Below are 20,001 nucleotides of genomic sequence, written 5' to 3'. Positions count from 1 at the left end.
TTACAGGGTGGCCAGCTTTCTGCCGACAGAGTACCAAGTATAGCCAGCGATTTTTCTGCGCGGGGAAGGCGGGAACGTAAAGAAATGTGTTTGCCATGAGTTATCACTGCAGAGAGGAAAGGCTTGTGTTATTTTCGCTCAACGGTCAGCGGGATGCTGATATTATCTTATTCTGGATCGGTTTCAGTCACCGGGAGCACAGGGATGCGTTCAACGACACGGCTTACCGCACTCATTACTTTTGTCAGTATGCTGGCGATGTTATTGATGTTATTCGGCTGTATCGCCAGTTTTCTCTGGCTCAATAAACAGCGTATTGAGCATCAGTTTAACACGCTTGCGACTTCTATTGATCAGGCGCTTTTTGTTCGCCCCCCTTCGGAAATGACACGATGGCTGCGTGGAGTGATGCCGGTTGTCAATATTGAGCGACTTGAATTATATGACGGAAAACATGCTGTCATTAATCTTTCCCGTCATGAGTTCCCACTGGTTGAAGCTACCCCCAACCATTTTTACCATTTTTCCACCGGGTTACTGCACCATCCTTCCCTGACGTTACGTATTACTATCCTGAACCCTGTCCAGACCTGGCTTGTGTCGTTTGCCGGCATTTCTACTTTTATCGTCATGGGGGTCGTTGTACTGGTGATGTCTGCGCTCTTATTGTTGCTGCATTTCTGGCTGGATCGGCAGTCTTCAGGGATGGGGTTACTGGAAGCCAGAAGTCAGCGGATTTTACTGGGTGATCGCACTAAAGCATTAACTCCTGAGATAACTGAGTGGCCGCCGAAAGTGAGTCAGGCGATTGATACACTTTTACAGGAGATAGAACAGGCCGGGGTTCAACGTGTGCGGATAGATACCCTGATCCGTGAATTTGCGTCGCTGGATACCGAAAGCGGGCTTAATAACCGCCTTTTCTTTAACAGTCGTTTCGCCACTTTACTTGATCCGCAGGAAGAGGCCGCAGAGCATGGCTGTATTATGATGCTTCGCTTCACCGGGACAGAGGGGGTTTCGGCAGCGAATGAAGCAGAGCGAAATAATCAGCGGCTGTTTGAGTTTGTTCATAGTGTGTCAGCGCTGATCAGTTGTTACCCCGGGGCATTGCTGGCCCGGTATTTTCAGAATGATTTCACCGTGTTATTGCCTCATCGATCGCTCAAAGAAGCCGAGGGGATCGCGGCAAAACTGGTGACTGCCGCGGAAGCCTCTGCACCGTTCGGAGTCTATAATAAAGACGATTTTGTGCATATTGCGATCAGTGACTGGCAGCGTGGCCAGAGTATGGCACAGGTGATGGAGCGGCTGGATCTGGCAATGCGCAGGGCGACGCTTCTTGGCAGCAATAACTGGGCAATAGAAGAAAGCCCTCACCTGAAGCCGGACCGTGGCAGTGTTCGCTGGCGGACCTTACTGGAAAGTACCTATCAGCGAGGTGGCCCGTTACTCCTGCAAAAAGCAGTCACTGACTGGCAAGGGCAGATACATCACCGGGTATTACAGGGGCGTATTAAGGATAAGGATCAATCCATTCTGCCCGCAGAATATATGCCAGTGGTCTGTGATATAGGAATGGCTGCACTCTGGGATCGCCAGTTTCTGACCCGGGGGTTTTTGCTGGCAGCAGAAAGCGGGACGGGCGACTGGTCGTTTCCGTTAACGATAGATGCCTTGTTACAACGCCCTTTTGCGAAATGGCTCTACAAAATGCTATTACAGATACCTCGCTCTAAAAGAAAAAATTTTTTATTTGAACTTGCTGAGGCAGATGTGTGTCAACACATCGACCGGTTATTTACCGTATTGCATGACCTGCGGGCCTTCGGTTGCCGGATTATTATCAGTCAGGCGGGTCAGACCCTGGTCAGTAGTGCCTATCTGTCACGGATTAAAGCAGAGGTCATCAAACTGGATAGCGGACTGGTACGCAATATTGAACGCTGTCCGGAGAATCAATTACTGGTGAGTAGCCTGGTTGAGAGTTGTCATGCGGTATCAACGTTAGTATTCGCTACCGGTGTCAGAACGCGTGAAGAGTGGATGATGCTGATTAATTTAGGTGTTAGCGGTGGACAAGGCGATTTTATTGCGCCACCCTTACCGGCATAAATTTATGCGAAATGATTCCGGCTGGAAAAGGCCGCAGGAAATACAGTGAAACACAGGCGAACCGGGTTTCATGAGGGATTATCTGGCTGTCTTTTCAGAGTCTGTCTGCTTGAAAAGCAGGCTATAAATGTTAGATTTTGTTTCCGTTAGCGATTTACGTAAAAAATGGCTGGCGGAAAAATGTCGGGTTTACAGTGCTGTGATGATGCTTGCAATAAATCATGCTGGCATAAATGTACAATTGTTTGTTTTTTCACCGAAGCAGAATGTTGTTGCGCCTTGTGGCGGCTTCGTGTGGTTGGTAAAGTAAGCGGATTTTATTTTCCGCCCCCAGCTTGCAGGATTACCCCTTAGATATGTTTAAAAAATTTCGTGGCATGTTTTCCAATGACTTGTCCATTGACCTGGGTACCGCCAATACCCTGATTTATGTAAAAGGGCAAGGCATCGTGCTGAACGAGCCTTCTGTGGTCGCTATCCGTCAGGATCGTGCCGGCTCTCCGAAGAGTGTTGCTGCCGTCGGCCAGGAAGCTAAGCAAATGCTGGGTCGTACGCCTGGTAATATTGCCGCTATCCGCCCGATGAAAGATGGTGTGATTGCTGACTTTTTCGTCACTGAAAAAATGTTACAGCACTTTATTAAACAGGTACACAGTAACAGTTTTATGCGCCCGAGTCCGCGCGTACTGGTTTGTGTCCCGGTGGGTGCGACTCAGGTTGAGCGTCGTGCCATTCGTGAATCCGCACTGGGTGCGGGTGCGCGTGAAGTTTTCCTTATCGAAGAACCTATGGCTGCCGCTATCGGTGCCGGATTACCGGTTTCTGAAGCCACCGGCTCAATGGTGGTTGATATCGGTGGCGGTACGACTGAAGTGGCAGTGATCTCTCTGAACGGCGTGGTCTACTCATCTTCTGTACGTATCGGCGGTGATCGCTTTGATGAAGCTATTATCAATTATGTGCGCCGTAACTATGGTTCATTAATTGGTGAAGCTACGGCTGAACGCATTAAACACGGGATAGGGTCTGCCTATCCGGGTGATGAAGTGCTGGAAATTGAAGTTCGTGGCAGAAACCTGGCTGAAGGTGTTCCTCGCGGGTTTACGCTGAACTCCAATGAAATACTGGAAGCATTGCAGGAGCCTCTCACCGGTATCGTCAGTGCGGTAATGGTTGCCCTGGAACAGTGCCCACCGGAACTGGCTTCTGATATTTCAGAACGCGGTATGGTATTAACCGGCGGGGGAGCGTTATTACGTAATCTCGAACGTTTACTGATGGAAGAAACCGGCATTCCTGTGGTCGTCGCTGAAGATCCTTTAACCTGCGTAGCCCGTGGCGGCGGTAAAGCGTTAGAGATGATCGATATGCATGGCGGGGATCTCTTCAGCGAAGAGTGATAGTCCGGCCGTACCCTGAGCTTTTTACCGGCTACGCTGAATAGCCGGATATTGCTGTCTGAACACCCAATGATGACGTGTCCAGCCTAAGGGAGTGCAGGCTAAACGCACTCCCTTAATATTTGTTGAGGAACACGCAGGATTTATGAAGCCGATTTTTCGCAGAGGTCCGTCTCTGCAGTTACGCTTAGTTTTAGCAGTGGTTGCCGCGATAGCCATTATCATTGCCGATAGTCGTCTGGGAGCTTTCCGCGAGATCCGTAGCTACCTGGATACTTCTGTAAGCCCGTTTTACTTTCTGGCAGATGGACCCGGACGCTTTCTGGATAGTGCTGCTGAAACATTTGCGTCGCGGAAAATGCTGGAACAGCAGAATACGGCATTGCGCCGTGAACTGATGCTGAAAGAGAGTCAGTTGTTGCTGTTGGGACAGTACAAGCAGGAAAATATTCGCTTGCGGGAATTACTGGGGTCACCGTTACGTCCCGGTGAACGTAAAATGATTACTCAGGTAATCTCTGCGGGGGCAGATCCTTACAGTGATCAGGTCATCATTGATCGTGGCAGCGATAATGGCGTCTATGAAGGGCAGCCGGTGATCAGCGAAAAAGGCGTGGTGGGTCAGGTGGTCTCTGTGGGGAAATTTACCAGTCGCGTCATGCTGATTTGTGATGCCTCCCATGCATTACCCGTGCAGGTATTGCGTAACGATGTCCGCGCCATAGCTTCAGGTGCCGGATGTGCTGAAAATCTGCAGCTGGAAAATATCTCCGGCAATCCGGATATCCGGGTCGGCGATGTGCTGGTCAGTTCCGGTTTGGGGGGGCGTTTTCCGGAAGGCTATCCGGTAGGTGTGGTTTCTTCGGTGTCTGTAGATACCCGTAGTGCAGCGACAATTATTCAGGCGAAACCTGCAGCGGGTTTACAACGCCTGCGTTATCTTCTGCTTCTCTGGAACAGTAATACGACTGACGGCACCCATATTTCACCCGAAGCCGTACATCAGGCCGCTGATGAACGACTCATGCAGGTGATGCCACAGGTTTTACCGCCAGCAGGCGAGGCCGGTCGGGTAGAGGGGAATAACGACCCCGCTGCCCCCACGTCTTCTGCTCATGGAGAACGTCCTTGACTAGTCATTACAGGAGTCAGGGGCGTTGGATTATCTGGTTATCCTTTCTGGTAGCTCTTATCCTTGAAGTCATGCCATGGCCGGATCAGTTTTATATGTTCCGGCCTTCCTGGCTATTGCTGATCCTGCTGTACTGGGTATTGGCTTTACCGCATAGGGTCAATGTCGGTACTGCTTTTTTCCTTGGGGCGGTAATGGATCTGATCGTCGGGTCTACACTGGGAGTGCGGGCACTGGCACTCAGCCTGGTGGCTTATCTGGTGGCTTATAAATTTCAACTGTTCCGCAATCTTGCCCTGTGGCAGCAAGCTTGCATGGTGACCGTCTTATCACTTTTTGTTGATGTGGTGGTATTCTGGGCAGAATTTATGGTCAGCGATGTCTCTTTCCGGCCGGAGATTTTCTGGGGCGGTATCGTTAATGGTATTCTCTGGCCGTGGCTGTATTTGCTGATGCGGAAAATTCGTCATCAGTTTGCCATTCAGTAAGGATGATTATGCCCGACTTATATCTGGCTTCCGGTTCACCCCGCCGACAGGAATTACTCGCTCAGGCAGGATTGCGTTTTGAACGTCTGATAACGACGGTCGAAGAGTCCAGACACCCGGGCGAGACGGCAGAAGCGTATGTTTGCCGCCTGTCGTTAGATAAAGCACTGGCAGGTGTGCGTATCGCACCGACCGATTTACCGGTGATCGGTGCGGATACGATTGTGGTTGCTGACGGCGAGGTCCTTGAAAAACCTGCCAATGAAGCGCATGCACGGCAGATGCTGACAACGCTGTCAGGAAAAACGCATCAGGTAATGACCGCGGTGACGGTGGCAAGCCGTAAGGGAACCGTCACCGAAAATGTTATTACCCATGTCACCTTCCGTGAGCTGAGTTCTGCCGATATTGAGAGTTATATTGCCAGCGGTGAACCTATGGACAAAGCCGGTGCTTACGGGATCCAGGGAAAAGGCGGGCGTTTTGTTCGTCGTATTGATGGCAGCTTCTATGCTGTCGTCGGACTCCCGCTGGTTGAAACAGAAGAGCTGCTCGCCCGGTTACAGGTGTTAACGGCGGAAAAGGAGCAGTATGACCACTGAATTACTTGTGAATGTCACCCCTTCTGAAACCCGTGTCGCCTATATTGATGGCGGGATCCTGCAAGAGATCCATATCGAAAGAGAGTCCAGACGGGGCATTGCCGGTAACATTTATAAAGGCCGGGTCAGCCGTGTCTTGCCCGGTATGCAGGCTGCTTTCGTCGATATTGGTCTGGATAAGGCTGCATTCCTTCACGCCTCTGATATTGTCCCTCATACTGAATGTGTGGCGGGGGATGAACAAAAGAAATTCCATGTCCGTGATATCGCTGAACTGGTCCGTCAGGGCCAGGATCTGATGGTTCAGGTGGTGAAAGATCCTTTGGGGACCAAGGGCGCCAGACTGACCACCGATATTACGTTACCTTCCCGTTATCTGGTTTTTATGCCGGGAGCCTCGCATGTGGGCGTTTCCCAGCGTATTGAAAGTGAAAAAGAACGGAACCGGCTGAAAAAAGTCGTTGCAGATTACTGTGACGAAAATGGCGGATTTATTATTCGTACTGCTGCCGAAGGTATCGGTGAAACTGAACTGGCACAGGATGCCGCATTTCTGAAACGGCTTTGGGGCAAAGTCTCAGAGCGTAAAAAACGTCATCAGACACGCTCGCTGTTATATGGTGAGCTGGCACTGGCACAGCGGGTACTACGCGATTTTGTGGAAGCAGAATTAGATCGCATCCGGATAGATTCCCGTCAGACCTATGAATTGCTGCTCGGGTTCACGGCAGAATATATGCCGGAAATGACACAAAAACTTGAGCTCTATACCGGCAAACAGCCAATTTTTGATCTATTCGACGTTGAAAACGAAATTCAGCGGGCGCTCGACCGTAAGGTCGAACTCAAGTCTGGCGGCTATCTGATCATCGATCAGACGGAAGCAATGACCACCATTGATATCAATACCGGGGCCTTTGTTGGTCACAGAAACCTGGATGAGACGATTTTCAATACCAATATTGAAGCGACCCAGGCGATTGCCCGCCAGCTGAGATTACGTAACCTCGGGGGGATCATCATCATCGACTTTATTGATATGGCGAATGATGACCACCGCCGTCGTGTTTTACACTCTCTGGAAAATGTATTAAGTAAAGATCGGGTGAAAACCGGGATCCATGGCTTTTCGGCGTTGGGGCTGGTGGAAATGACCCGTAAGCGAACCCGTGAAAGTCTGGAACATGTGCTGTGCGGCGGTTGTCCTACCTGTAGCGGACGCGGAACAGTAAAAACCGTTGAAACCGTTTGTTATGAGATTATGCGTGAGATTGTGCGCGTGCATCACGCCTATGATACTGACAGCTTTCTGGTGTATACCTCGCAGGCCGTGGGAGATGCTCTCAAAGGAGAAGAATCCCACGCACTGGCCGAACTGGAAATATTCATCGGTAAGCAGGTAAAAATCCATGCTGAGCCGTTATATATCCAGGAACAATTTGATGTGGTCATGATGTAAGGACTTACCCCTGTCGCTGTACCCGGAGGATTATCAGGATGATGATCCCGGGTTCAGCTATAATATGCATCAGAGCTTTTACTGCTGGCACCGGCTTGCCCTACCGGGGTTATTACTGAATTAATCAAGGAGAAGTGTGTGAGGCGTTTGCCCGGGATCTTGTCGCTGATAGCCGCTACGCTTATCGTTATCGTTGCTCTGCTTATCAGTGGATTACGACTCCTGATGCCGCATATGAATGAGTACCGTACAGAAATTCTGTCGGCGGTCTCTTCTCTGAGTGGCACCTCCCTCCATGCTGATGAACTCACCGGTCGCTGGGAGAATTTTGGCCCGGTGGTTGAGATCCGCGGTCTGCAAAGTACCCTTGGCGACGGTACGACCCTCGGGGTTTTCCATGTCCGGCTGGCGCTGGACGTCTGGCAGTCATTACTGCACGCCCGGTTACAGTTCCGCGATCTGACCTTCTGGCAATTACAGCTGTCGACCCGTACCTTACCCCGGTCTTCTTCCGGATCCCGTCAGTCGCTGGGCCTCGGCCAGGTAGAAAATCTCTTTCTCCACCGCTTTGACCACTTTATTTTGCGGGACAGCCAGATAAGCTTCCCGTCGCTGTCAGGACAGCAGGTTCACTTAGCTATCCCGCAACTGACCTGGTTTAATGAGGGTAAACGTCATCGTGCTGAAGGTGAAGTCAGCCTGAGCAGTATCACTGGCCAGCATGGCGTCGTTCAGGTCAGGCTGGACCTGAACGATCTTAACGGCATGATTGATACCGGCAGAGTCTGGTTACAGGCAGATAGCGTCGATGCGAAACCCTGGCTGGGGCGCTGGATGAAAGATAACACCACACTCCGTACTGCCGATTTCAGCCTGAAGGCCTGGGTCAACCTGAAAGCCGGGGTGCCGGACTCCGGGGATCTGTTACTCACCAAAGGCACTGCCCGCTGGCAGGCAGGTCAGGATCCGCACCAGCTTACTGTCGATAATCTTACCGCACATCTGTTCCGTACAGGTAAAGGCTGGGCGCTGACTATTCCGCGGACCGGGCTTGCAACAGACGACATTCCCTGGCCGCAAGGCTCACTCTCCTTCTACTGGCAACCGGAACAGAATAATTTACTGCGCGCAGCAGAGACCTCCGAAATTCGTCTGCGGGCGACCCGGCTGGATTTACAACGGATCGCGCCGCTGGTACCGCTACTGGCACCGCTGGCCCCCGGACTGGCCGAACAATGGCGCGTTCTGCAGCCTGAAGGGAATATAGACAGCCTGGCGATCGACTTTTCCTTACCGTACCCTCAGCAGAGCCGCTTTCTCGCCAGCTGGCACAACCTGAGCTGGCAGGCGACACAAGCGCTGCCTGCCGTCAGTGATCTTTCCGGCAAAGGCAGCGGCAGTTTTGACCAGGGAGAAATCAACCTGTCAGCCGGCCCGCAGGATCTGGCGGTCGGGGATACCTTTAAAGCTCCTCTGGAAATGCAGGGCGTTACCGGTACCTTCCGCTGGGATACCCGGAACGGTGATCTGTTATTGTCCGGAGAGAATGTGATCGCCAGTGCACGATCGCTGAAAGCGGCAGGTAACTTCCGTTATCAGCAGCGAAAAGGAGGCCAGCCACGTCTGGATATCCTTGCCGGCATGGACGTGACCGATGCCGGGGATGCCTGGCGATATTTCCCTCACCATCTGATGGGGAAAGGTCTGACGGATTATCTGAGTGGTGCAATCAAAGGGGGACAAACCCGTAATGCGACGCTGATTTTTGCCGGTAACCCGCACAACTTTCCGTTCCGTCACCATGACGGAGTGTTTCAGGTCTATGTTCCGCTGCGTGACGCCACCTATGCTTTTCAGCCGGACTGGCCAGCTCTGCAGCACCTGGATATTGACCTGAATTTCGTCAATGACGGCTTATGGATGAAAGCGGCCCATGCCCGGCTGGGTAACGCGGTGGCTGAGAACCTGACGGCTGATATCACTGACTATCGTCAGGAAAAGTTAATTATCAACGGCGATGTCAGTGGGAGCGGCCAGGACATTCATGACTATTTCCGTCAGACGCCGCTGGCTAAATCCCTGGCGGCAACGCTCGCACAATTACAGATCCAGGGAAACGTCGCCGGTCATCTCAACCTGGATATTCCGCTGGATGGCAAACAGGTGACAGCGACCGGGGATGTCAGACTGAACAATAATGGTCTCTATATCAAGCCTCTAAAAACCCGGCTGACAAATATGAACGGCCGGTTCCGGTATCAGAATGGTGCCCTGGACAGTGATACTCTGCATGCCCAATGGTATGGACAACCGGTCGAATTCACGTTCAATACCCGTGAGCAGGAAAAAGACTTTGCGGTTAATATTGCACTGCAGTCGCAATGGAACCCTGCGGCCTTGAAATTACTCCCGGCGTCACTGCGCTCACGACTGAGCGGGAAATTACCGTGGCAGGGGAAGGTCAGTATCAGCCTGCCGTATCACGGGGGCGCTGATTATCAGGTCGCGATACAGGGAGATGCAAAGGATGTAAGTAGTCACTTACCATCGCCGCTTTTGAAAGATTCAGGCAGTGCATTTCCGTTTGAGATTAATGTCAAAGGGGACTTAAAAAGTTTCCTGCTCAGTGGCCGCGCCGGTAAGGACCAGAGATTTATCAGTCGCTGGTTGCTTGAGCCGGAGTTCCGGCTGGATAGAGGACAGTGGCAGGACCAGACCACGAAGCTGCCAGCACTTCCGGATTCCCCCTCCATGATACTGAACCTGCCGGCGCTACAGGGTGAAGAGTGGCTGGCGTTATTTGGCGGAAATCATTCTGATAACAATGCGTTGAAAACGTCCGGAGAGCCGTTTGAACTGCCCGGAAATATCACTCTGCATACACCCTCACTGGCGCTGGGTGGCCAGAACTGGAACGACCTGACGGTATTACTGTCACGGAGTGTGGATGGTGCGACACGGGTGACGGCAAACGGTAAAGAAATTCGGGGCCAGTTACAAATAAACCCGAACCGTCCGTGGCAACTGAATCTCGACTACCTGTACTACAATCCACAGTGGCCGGCCGGGAACAACATCTCTTCACCATCGACCACGACACAGAAATACAGTTTTGCACAATGGCCGGCATTGCAACTGCAATGTCATCAGTGCTGGTTTGCCGGTCAGAACGTCGGAAAAGTTTCCGCACGTTTAACGCCCTCTCGTGAAAAGTTAGTGCTTACTGATGGGTTGCTGGACTCCGCATATACACATCTGAAAGTCAGCGGTGAATGGGATCAGTCAGGTACGCATTCCCGTACCTCTCTGAAGGGGGAAATTACCAGTGACAACATCAGCCGGACATTACAGTGGTTCGGTGTGACTTCTCCTGTGCAGAGCGCACCAGTGAAACTGGACTATGATCTTCACTGGCAGAAGGCCCCCTGGCAGCCGGATCTGCCGACCCTCAGTGGTCTGCTGAAACTGGAAACCGGTAAAGGAGATATCACCAGTGTCAATACCGGGACAGCCGGACAGCTGTTGCGCCTGGTCAGTGTGGATGCCTTGCTGCGTAAATTACGTTTCGATTTCAGAGATACCTTCAGCAATAAAGGGTTCTATTTTGACTCGATCAAAGGGACCGCCTGGATTGAAAAAGGGGTATTACGTACCGATAATCTGTTTATTGACGGGTTGGAAGCCGATATCACGATGCAGGGGAATGCGGATTTTGTTCGCCGTCGGCTCAATCTGAATGCCAGTGTCGCACCTGAATTGTCAGCGTCTGTGGGTGTGGCGACGGCATTTGTCATTAATCCCGTGGTCGGGGCGGCCGTGTTTGCCGCAAGTAAGGCCCTGGCCCCGTTATGGAATAAAATCTCCCTGCTGCGTTACCATATTGGCGGAACCCTGGATGACCCGCAAATCCATGAGATACTCCGCAAACCCCGGACTGATAAATGATGTCTGAATTGACGGCATCACGGAATTACAGCAGGCTATAGCTAAACGCGATAATACGAGTGAGAAACGATGACACTGAATCTGGTAAGTGAGCAGTTACTGACTGCCAATAATATTACACAGCAGGATATTTCTTCCCTGTTAGGCCAGCTTTCAGAACGCCGTCTGGATTATGCCGATCTCTATTTCCAGTCGAGCTACCATGAATCATGGGGTCTGGAAGACAGCATTATTAAAGAAGGCTCATGGAATATTGACCAGGGTGTGGGTATCAGGGCTATCAGCGGCGAGAAAACAGGATTCGCGTATGCTGACCAGCTAACGCTGAATGCCCTTCAGCAAAGTGCTGAAGCTGCCCGCAGCATTGTGCGTGAATCCGGTAACGGACAAGTGAAAACGCTGGCCGCGGTGAACCATAAGCCGTTGTATGCGGCAGTTAACCCGCTGGATAGCCTGAGCCGTGAGGATAAAATCACCCTTCTGCACCGTGTTGATAAAGTTGCACGTGCACAGGACTCTCGTGTACAGGAAGTCAGTGTCAGTCTGACAGGTATCTATGAGCAGGTACTGGTCGCAGCAACCGACGGAACGTTCGCGGCAGATATTCGCCCTCTGGTCCGCTTATCTGTCAGTGTGCTGGTGGAGGATCACGGTAAACGTGAACGGGGTGCCAGCGGCGGGGGCGCGCGTACCGGGTATGAGTTCTTCCTGGCCGATGAAGAGGGTGAAGTCCGGGCTGATGCCTGGGCGAAAGAAGCTGTGCGCATGGCTCTGGTCAATTTGTCTGCGGTTGCGGCTCCGGCAGGAACTTTGCCGGTAGTACTGGGTGCGGGCTGGCCGGGAGTTCTTCTGCATGAAGCTGTAGGTCATGGGCTGGAAGGGGATTTTAACCGCCGCGGGACCTCGGTCTTCAGTGGACAGATGGGGCAAAAAGTGGCGTCTGATCTGTGTACGGTCGTGGATGATGGTACGCTGTCCGGACTGCGCGGCTCTCTGGCAATCGATGATGAAGGTGTACCGGGTCAGTACAATGTCTTGATCGAAAACGGCGTGCTGAAAGGTTATATGCAGGATAAGCTGAACGCCCGTCTGATGGGGGTTCCGCCGACCGGAAATGGTCGTCGTGAATCTTATGCACATCTGCCAATGCCCCGGATGACCAACACTTACATGCTGGGCGGCCAGTCAACGCCACAGGAGATTATCGAAAGTGTTGAATATGGCTTATATGCACCGAATTTCGGTGGAGGCCAGGTCGATATTACCTCCGGTAAATTTGTTTTCTCAACTTCTGAAGCTTATCTGATCGAAAAAGGGAAAATTACTTCGCCGGTGAAAGGGGCGACGCTGATAGGTTCAGGTATTGAAGCAATGCAGCAGATTTCTATGGTCGGTAATGATCTTGCGCTGGATAAAGGTGTGGGTGTGTGTGGTAAAGACGGACAGAGTGTCCCTGTCGGTGTCGGTCAGCCGACATTGAAGCTGGATAAACTCACGGTCGGTGGTACCGCCTGATCTTCTGCAGTATCTGAGTACGCACCGTCAGTCACGGGGGTGCGTACTAATTTCTTGCCCGGTTTTCCTGATATTTTTTTGCCATTTCACTGAAATATTCGGTCAGATAATCAATACAGACCTGAACCTTGAGCGGTAGCTTATTCCTTTCCGTATAGAGTGCGTACACCGGGCGTGGTTTCGCATGATACTGCGGGTAAAGGATCTCAATTTCACCGCGGTTAATCTCATCCAGTATCCACATTAACGGCACATAAGCGATGCCTGAGCCCGCTTTCAGCCAGCCAATCAGTGTCAGTGGATCATTTGTGGCAAAACGCCCCTTCGGTGTCAGTGTCAGCGTCTGCCCGTCCGGTGAAACCAGCTCAAATTCATTGTAGGGATACACACTATATTCCAGCCACGCAAAACTTTCTAACTCCTCCGGACGGCCGGGTAACTCATGCAGTCCCGGAAAATGCCTTGAGGCACACAGCACCATTGGCATACTTCCCAGGCGCCGGGAAAAGAGTGCGGAATTTTCCAGAGTACCGGAGCGGATCACCAGGTCCAGTCCATGAGCTATCAAATCAGGCGCAGGGTTACCGGTAATAAGATTGACGCTCAGACCGGGGTAATCATGCAGCAGCTGAGCGGTCATCGGCGAAAGGACATTCTGCGCCATGGTTGTGGTACTGCCGATGCGCAGCATACCGATAGGGGTATTATTAAAGGCGTAGAGCTGCTCATGGACCTGATTAGCTTCATGCAGCATGCGTCGGCAGCCCTGATAATAGATCCTGCCGGCTTCGGTCAGGCCGATACTCCGTGTACTTCGGTTAAGAAGTTTAACCTGAAGCTCATCCTCCAGCTTTGCGATTGTCTGGCTCACAGAAGATACGCTAAGGTGTAATTGCCGTGCTGCTGCAGTGAAAGAACCGAGATCGACAACTTTCACAAAAACAGACATTCCTTTCAATCTTTCCATTATTAACTCTGGCTTAAAAGTGATTTGCGTCACATTTTGTAGAAAACTAACTATCAGACACGTTACTATAGTCTGATCGCATCGATAATTTTGTGCTGCAGTAACGTCTGAAAATTATACAAAATCGCTTTTGTTGACATATGCTTGTGGTTCACCCGCCATCAGGTCGAGTTCATCCTGATGTTGATGGCCGTGATCATCAGGTATCCGAGTGCCTTTTGATTTATGGTCTTGATTCTAAAGGATTTTTAATGAGTGTTCACCCGGTACTAGTCGTTTTCGGGCTATCGTTTCCGCCCGTTTTCGTTGAACTCATTCTGTCACTGCTGTTGTTCTGGGTGGTGAAAAGAATTCTGACGCCCACCGGTATTTATGACCTGGTCTGGCATCCTTCACTTTTTAATACGGCTCTTTATTGCTGTGTCTTTTATCTTGTTTCCAGTTTAATGGTCTGAGGTTTCAGTGAAAACGCTTTAAAAAAAGTCGCACGTTATGCGATAACCCTGATCCTGGTGGCCGTTGCCATCGTGATTGTTTTTCGCGCCTGGGTCTACTACACCGAATCGCCGTGGACAAGGGACGCTAAATTTGCCGCCGATGTCGTGGCGATTTCTCCTGACGTCACCGGGCTCATCACTGATGTCAAAGTGCATGATAACCAGTTCGTGAAAAAAGGCGACACGTTGTTTGAAATTGACCGTCCACGCTTCCAGGAAGCGCTGGATGAAGCGCAGGCGAATGTTGACTATTACCAGTCGGTCGTGGACGAGAAGCGCCGCGAAGCCGCACGTCGTAACCAGTTGGGTGCCGTTGCGTTGTCGAAAGAAGCGGTAGAACAGGCAAATAACACTCTGCAAACCAGCGAGCAGCAACTGGCTCAGGCGAAAGCTGCCCGTGATTTAGCGCAGATTGATTTAACCCGTACGGATGTCAGGGCGCCGGCAGATGGCTGGGTGACTAACCTGACGGTGTATGGCGGAGAATTTATCAGCCGTGGCTCTGTGGCTGTGGCGTTGGTGAAGGCTCGCACATTCTATGTCATTGCCTATATGGAAGAAACCAAACTCAGTGGTGTTAAACCGGGTTACCGGGCAGAAATTACTCCGCTGGGTAGCAATACCGTCCTGCGAGGATCCGTCGACAGTATTGCCGCCGGGGTGACGAACAGTAGCAGCAGTGTTGACTCCAAGGGCATGGCGACGGTCGATTCTAACCTGGAGTGGGTCCGTCTGGCACAGCGTGTTCCGGTGCGTATTCATCTGGATGTGCAACCTGGCAATCGTTTCCCGGCAGGGACGACGGCGACGGTTGTGGTTACCGGAGATAAAGACCGGCCTGATGAAAAACCCTCTCCGGCGACAGATTTACTGAACCGACTACGTGAGTTTGGTTGATTGTGGGGGCGGTGATTCAGTTTTTACGTTTCCCGGTTAAGCTGACATTTGCCGTCTTACTGGCACTGATGCTGGGGTTCTTCTGTAATTTAGAAACTCCGCGTTGGGCGGTAATGACGGCAGCGATTGTAGCAGGCGGACAAGCGTTTGCTACCGGCGGAGACCCTTACTCCGGGGCTCTGCGGCATCGGGGAATATTAAGGGTCATCGGTACCTTCCTTGGGTGCATTGCAGCGCTGACTATCATGATCTTCACTGCCCGCGCGCCCGTCGTTATGTTGATGTTGTGTTGTCTGTGGGCCGGAATTTGTGTCTGGCTCTCTTCGCTGATGCGTGCTGAGAATGCCTATGCATTAGGGCTGGCCGGTTACACCGCCTTAATTATCATGGTGACGGTCGCGGCCAATGGTTCACTGGCACTGGTTCCTCGTTTTGCGGTTGAGCGTTGCAGTGAAATCAGCATCGGGATTTTTTGTGTGATCCTGGCCGATATAATCTTTTCTCCCCGTTCGATTAAGAAAGTGATCGACCATGAAACCGAATCGTTACTGATAGCTCAGTACCAGCTGCTGCAGATTTGTGTCAGGCAGGCGGATAAAGAAGAACTGGATAAAGCCTGGGGCGCATTAGTCCGTCGTACCACTGCGCTGGGGGGAATGCGTCAGCAACTAAGAATGGAATCGACTCACTGGCATCGTTCCGGTCGCCGGATGAAGATGCTCAATACACTTTCTTTGACCATGATAACCCAGGCTGCAGAAACCTTTCTAATCAGCACCACCCGGCAAGAGTATATCCCTTCTGAATTTTATGAGGTGATCAACCGTGATGTCAGTAACTTTTCTGAACTGTATCAGCAGTTGAAAGCGTTACGGCGTCTGGTGACATTAACGGGGAACCGCCAGGTGCCGGAAACGATCAGCACATGGATAGGTGCCGCCAGTGAATATCTGGTGTTACTGAAAGGGCTGAAAACGAATGCCAGGATCAGCCATATTGAAGAAGCTATCCTGCAACGTGAAATTGTTGTGCATGTGCGTTCTGCCGAGACGCATCCGGCGATGATAAACGGGATCCGTACCTTTGTTGCTACTGCACTGGGGTCACTTTTCTGGCTCTATTCCGGCTGGAATGCCGGCAGTGCCTGTATGGTGATGCTGGCGGTTGTGACCGCATTAGCCATGCGATTGCCCAATCCACTGATGCTGGCAAAAGATTTTCTGTACGGTATGTCAGTGGCCGTTCCGCTCGGAGCACTGTATTACATGTTCCTGCTACCAGGGACACAACAAAGCATTTTTCTGCTCTGTCTTATCATGGGCAGTATGGCTTTTGTTGCCGGTATTTTTATTCAGCGTCGGCAGTTGGGTACTCTTGGTGCATTTGTCGGTACGCTAAATATTCTGGTTTTGAGTAATCCGATGGATTTCGGTATTAATACTTTCCTTGATAGTGCACTGGGGCAGGTTATTGGCTGTTTCCTGGCGATGATGGTGATTTTACTTATCCGGGATAAATCTAAAGCCCGTACCGGAAGAAAAATTCTTAATCGCTTTATTTATGCTGCGGTATCGGCATTGACGACGGATCCTGAAAGGCGCCGGGAAAATCATCTGCCGGCACTCTATCAGCAGTTATTCCTGCTGCTTAACCTTTTCCCGGATGATATTAATAAATATCGTCTGGCATTAACGCTGATTATTAGCCATCAACGTTTGCGAAAGGCAAATATCCCGCCTGCGGCTGAGTTATCTGAATTCCATCGCAGATTGCGACATACCGGAGACAGAGTTATTTCATCACATAATGATGAGAAGCGGAGCCATTATTACAATCAGCTATTACAGGAACTGGAAATTTACCAGCAGAAGCTTCATGAGCACTCGGTGCCGGTTTCTGTGATCGAGCCGGTGCACCGTCTGGAGGACATCCTGATACGCTACCGAAACACATTGATTAACCTGTAATTAAAGAAGGCTACGTCATGTCATACATCCGGAAGAGGTTTGACGACTGACGATTAGGACAAATAAAAAAAGCCCCCGAAAGGGGGCTGAAATGACATTTTTCAGGGGATAGAACTTCTTTCCGGGAAGGCCCGGTCGTTATAATATTATTCTTATCTTATGGTCCGGAACCGGTATAACAGTCTGCAGACTGTCACCTTAATAAGGCTGACGGAGAACTAACGTTACCGCAGCGATTAGCCTTATTTTTTTTCGTCGTAATTATCCTGTTATCAGGAAAGAGTATTTTGCAGTCATTGCCTTACATGGAAAGTTACTGTGTTATTTAAAAACTACTGCAGTCGCGTGATAATTACCATTCATATAGTTTTCGGTAATTTCATACGCACGGGCACCCATTGCATCAGCTTTGCTATTTAATTGTTGATTAATATCTGACGGTGCCGAATTAATGCCACTGACGGTGATAACCCCGATGGAGTGCATACCTTGTGCCTGCTCGCTATTAATTGATTGTGCAGCAGATGCGGTAAATGAAAGAACAGTTAATACACCCATCATAGCCAGTCCGGCTTTTATACTCACGATTGATTCCTCAGTTAATAATTTTCAATTTTTTGTGATGTTGATCACGGAAAGCATTATAGTACTGGTAACCTGGGAAATTAATACATTGCTAATAATACTTTGGTTGAATGTAACCGTTTACTTGATATTTTTTATAACAAATTCAACTAACAGATGAATATTATTTAACCTTTGACTTTTTTTTGTCACTACAAACAACAGGATGCAACGATTTGTCATTTTGTGCTATTTCCTCTGCTCCTTCATTTTTGTTTCATTATTGTGATGTTTTATGCTGCGGGAATGCGGGAATGCGGGAATGCGGGAATGCGGGAATGCGGGAATGCCCCTGCCGCTATGACAGTGGCGGCAGGGAAGTGGTGTGCTGTATTAAAGTTCCTGCTCGAATAATGTCAGGATAGCATCATAGAGTTTCTTCACGGTGAACCCCCGGGACGGAGTAATGAAGATAGTGTCATCACCCGCGATGGTACCCAGGATCCCTTCGGCTTTACCTAATGAATCCAGCAACCGCGCTATCAACTGTGCAGCACCGGGACTGGTATGAATGACGACCAGTGCATCATTGAAATCGATATCCAGAACCAGGTTCTTTAACGGGCTGGTCGTGGTGGGTACCCCGAGTTCGGCAGGCAGGCAGTACACCATCTCCATTTTCGCATTACGGGTACGAACGGCTCCAAACTTGGTCAGCATCCGCGACACTTTAGACTGGTTAATATTATTAAAGCCTTCGTCCTGAAGCGCAGTAACAATCTCGCCCTGTGAACTAAACTTTTCTTCTTTCAGCAGGGCCTTGAATGCCCTGATTAAATCTTCCTGTTTAGAAGCGATTCGCATAGGCTACCATTTTTTATATGAGTGGAAATCCGTAAAAGGGTTACATTATTATGCATGCTGATGAATTTTTATGCAATGCGTAACCTGTTATCCAGCCCTGGTGTGAGCAGGGCGCGGATTTTATCAAAGAATCCAGAATAGTCCAAATCGCTATTTAACTCTGTACCCCTGGTTATTTATGTTGTTCATCTTTTTTTTGCGGTGTTTACGTCTTTTCCGCTCTTCAGAGGAAGGGCTGGCGACCACGGCAAAGAGATTCACTGGCGGGGGATCAACAGGACATGACTGACCGTCAGGGATTATTCATCGGAAGATCAGAAGATTACTGTCTCCGGGGGCAGGATCCCCGCGGCAACTGATGGCTGTAAGAGTGTTTCAGGACGGAAATAAGAACCGGCAGCGGATACCTGTTTCGTTCTCCGTGCCAGTTCGCTTTGTCCTGCTTAGTTGTCGTGAGGGAATTCCTGAATCGTCACCGGCAAGGTCAGCTTTTTATCATTACGTAATACCTGCACCTGTATCACCGAACCCGGCCTGATTTCCGCGACCTGGTCCATGGTTTCCTGAGCCGATAACGCAGGCTTTCCGTTCACACTGAGCAACAGGTCGTTAGGCTGGATACCTGCCTTTTCGGCCGGTCCGCCGGGGGCGACTTCACTGACCACCAGTCCCTGAATTTTATCCAGACTTGTCCCCTGGGTATGGAAAGCCGGGATTTCGCGGGCCGTGATCCCGATAAAGCCCCGGATCACCCGACCATAACGAATAAGTTTATCCATAATCTTGGTCGCCAGCGCGGTAGGAATAGCAAAACCAATGCCTTCAGGCGTCTCACCGTCGCTGCTTTTATCAAAGGTCAGGGTATTGATACCCACCAGTTCGCCCTGCGAGTTAATGAGTGCGCCACCGGAGTTACCCTGATTGATGGAGGCATCGGTCTGTAAGAAATTCTGGCGGCCTGACGAACTCAGCCCGACCCGGCCGGTGGCACTGATAATTCCCTGAGTCACGGTTTGTCCCAGATTATAAGGGTTACCGATGGCCATCACGACGTCACCGACATGCGCGATGCGTTTGGTATTAATCGGGATCACGGGCAGGTTAGAGGCGGAAATTTTCAGCACGGCCAGATCGGTCATCGCGTCTGAGCCCACCAGAGTCGCTTCATAAAACCGGCCATCCTGCAGAGCAACAATAATTTGTCCGGCGTTATTGATCACATGTTTATTGGTCAGAATATATCCGCGGGAATTCATAATGACCCCGGAACCCAGAGTGGTGATCCCCTGATTATTATTCGCCTGGGTGTTACGGTTATAGACATTAACCACTGCGGGGGCAGCACGCCTCACTCCCTGGCTAAAGCTGACAATAGGCTCCTCAGAGGCGTCAGAAGAATGGCCAAAAAGTCCTGACAGCCAGCTTCCGGTATGGAATCCGGGCATGACCAGTAACAGCACCACAGCCACAATAAGGCCGATAATCACCGAACGTAATAATTTGATTAACATGCCGATCGTTTTGCAGGGAAAGGGGAAGTAAGGATAACATGATAACGACCGGGACGGGTATCAGCTTGTGCCGGTCGT

15 protein-coding genes are annotated in these 20,001 nt (G+C 50.6%); 11 read left to right on the top strand and 4 right to left on the bottom strand.

What is annotated here, in order from left to right:
- The first annotated feature begins 204 nt into the window (after positions 1–204).
- From csrD to tldD, 8 genes are all read left to right on the top strand, one after another.
- Positions 205–2,115, top strand: a complete 1,911-nt coding sequence (csrD, locus tag GTPT_RS01365; protein ID WP_029990425.1) for an RNase E specificity factor CsrD — start codon at positions 205–207, stop codon at positions 2,113–2,115.
- Positions 2,116–2,471: 356 nt separating this feature from the next.
- Positions 2,472–3,515: a rod shape-determining protein MreB gene (gene mreB, locus GTPT_RS01360; protein ID WP_025903794.1), complete on the top strand. Its 1,044-nt coding sequence runs from the start codon at positions 2,472–2,474 to the stop codon at positions 3,513–3,515.
- 145 nt (positions 3,516–3,660) lie between these two features.
- Positions 3,661–4,647: a rod shape-determining protein MreC gene (mreC, locus tag GTPT_RS01355; protein WP_025903795.1), complete on the top strand. Its 987-nt coding sequence runs from the start codon at positions 3,661–3,663 to the stop codon at positions 4,645–4,647.
- Positions 4,644–5,135: a rod shape-determining protein MreD gene (gene mreD, locus GTPT_RS01350; protein WP_029990423.1), complete on the top strand. Its 492-nt coding sequence runs from the start codon at positions 4,644–4,646 to the stop codon at positions 5,133–5,135. Before mreC ends, mreD begins: the two co-directional genes overlap by 4 nt.
- Positions 5,136–5,143: 8 nt before the next feature.
- Positions 5,144–5,737: a Maf family protein gene (locus GTPT_RS01345; protein WP_025903797.1), complete on the top strand. Its 594-nt coding sequence runs from the start codon at positions 5,144–5,146 to the stop codon at positions 5,735–5,737.
- Positions 5,727–7,196, top strand: coding sequence for a ribonuclease G (gene rng / locus GTPT_RS01340; protein WP_025903798.1), 1,470 nt, complete (start codon positions 5,727–5,729; stop codon positions 7,194–7,196). The genes GTPT_RS01345 and rng overlap by 11 nt, the downstream gene beginning before the upstream one ends.
- Before the next feature lie 138 nt (positions 7,197–7,334).
- On the top strand, positions 7,335–11,141 hold the full coding sequence (gene yhdP, locus GTPT_RS01335; RefSeq protein WP_029990422.1) for an AsmA2 domain-containing protein YhdP: 3,807 nt from the start codon (positions 7,335–7,337) through the stop codon (positions 11,139–11,141).
- A 69-nt stretch (positions 11,142–11,210) separates the two neighbouring features.
- A complete protein-coding gene (tldD, locus tag GTPT_RS01330; protein WP_025903800.1) occupies positions 11,211–12,656 on the top strand; it encodes a metalloprotease TldD in 1,446 nt (481 codons plus the stop codon).
- A gap of 46 nt (positions 12,657–12,702) precedes the next feature.
- Here tldD and aaeR read toward each other — a convergent pair whose 3' ends face one another.
- Positions 12,703–13,623, bottom strand: coding sequence for an HTH-type transcriptional activator AaeR (gene aaeR / locus GTPT_RS01325; RefSeq protein ID WP_025903801.1), 921 nt, complete (start codon positions 13,621–13,623; stop codon positions 12,703–12,705).
- A 251-nt stretch (positions 13,624–13,874) separates the two neighbouring features.
- On the opposite strand from aaeR, the gene aaeX reads away from it, so the two are divergent.
- Genes aaeX through aaeB form a run of 3 tightly spaced genes read left to right on the top strand, consistent with a single transcriptional unit; the run spans position 13,875 to position 16,984 of the window.
- Complete coding sequence (aaeX, locus tag GTPT_RS01320) at positions 13,875–14,078, top strand: p-hydroxybenzoic acid efflux pump operon protein AaeX (protein ID WP_025903802.1); 204 nt, start codon at positions 13,875–13,877, stop codon at positions 14,076–14,078.
- 42 nt (positions 14,079–14,120) lie between these two features.
- Complete coding sequence (aaeA, locus tag GTPT_RS01315) at positions 14,121–15,017, top strand: p-hydroxybenzoic acid efflux pump subunit AaeA (RefSeq protein WP_051845726.1); 897 nt, start codon at positions 14,121–14,123, stop codon at positions 15,015–15,017.
- An 11-nt stretch (positions 15,018–15,028) separates the two neighbouring features.
- Positions 15,029–16,984, top strand: a complete 1,956-nt coding sequence (aaeB, locus tag GTPT_RS01310; RefSeq protein WP_025903804.1) for a p-hydroxybenzoic acid efflux pump subunit AaeB — start codon at positions 15,029–15,031, stop codon at positions 16,982–16,984.
- A gap of 321 nt (positions 16,985–17,305) precedes the next feature.
- Here the strand turns inward: aaeB and GTPT_RS01305 are convergent, their stop codons facing one another.
- From GTPT_RS01305 to degS, 3 genes are all read right to left on the bottom strand, one after another.
- On the bottom strand, positions 17,306–17,569 hold the full coding sequence (locus GTPT_RS01305) for a YdgH/BhsA/McbA-like domain containing protein (protein ID WP_025903805.1): 264 nt from the start codon (positions 17,567–17,569) through the stop codon (positions 17,306–17,308).
- A gap of 372 nt (positions 17,570–17,941) precedes the next feature.
- Positions 17,942–18,412: a transcriptional regulator ArgR gene (gene argR, locus GTPT_RS01300; protein WP_025903806.1), complete on the bottom strand. Its 471-nt coding sequence runs from the start codon at positions 18,410–18,412 to the stop codon at positions 17,942–17,944.
- Positions 18,413–18,855: 443 nt separating this feature from the next.
- Positions 18,856–19,923 (bottom strand): outer membrane-stress sensor serine endopeptidase DegS, encoded by a 1,068-nt coding sequence (degS, locus tag GTPT_RS01295; protein ID WP_025903807.1) that lies wholly within the window; start codon positions 19,921–19,923, stop codon positions 18,856–18,858.
- Positions 19,924–20,001 lie beyond the last annotated feature (78 nt).

It is taken from the genome of Tatumella ptyseos ATCC 33301 (genome assembly GCF_000735525.1).
GTDB lineage: Bacteria > Pseudomonadota > Gammaproteobacteria > Enterobacterales > Enterobacteriaceae > Tatumella > Tatumella ptyseos.
Note: the sequence above shows the minus strand (reverse complement) of the source record. Positions and strands in the feature narration are given on the sequence as shown.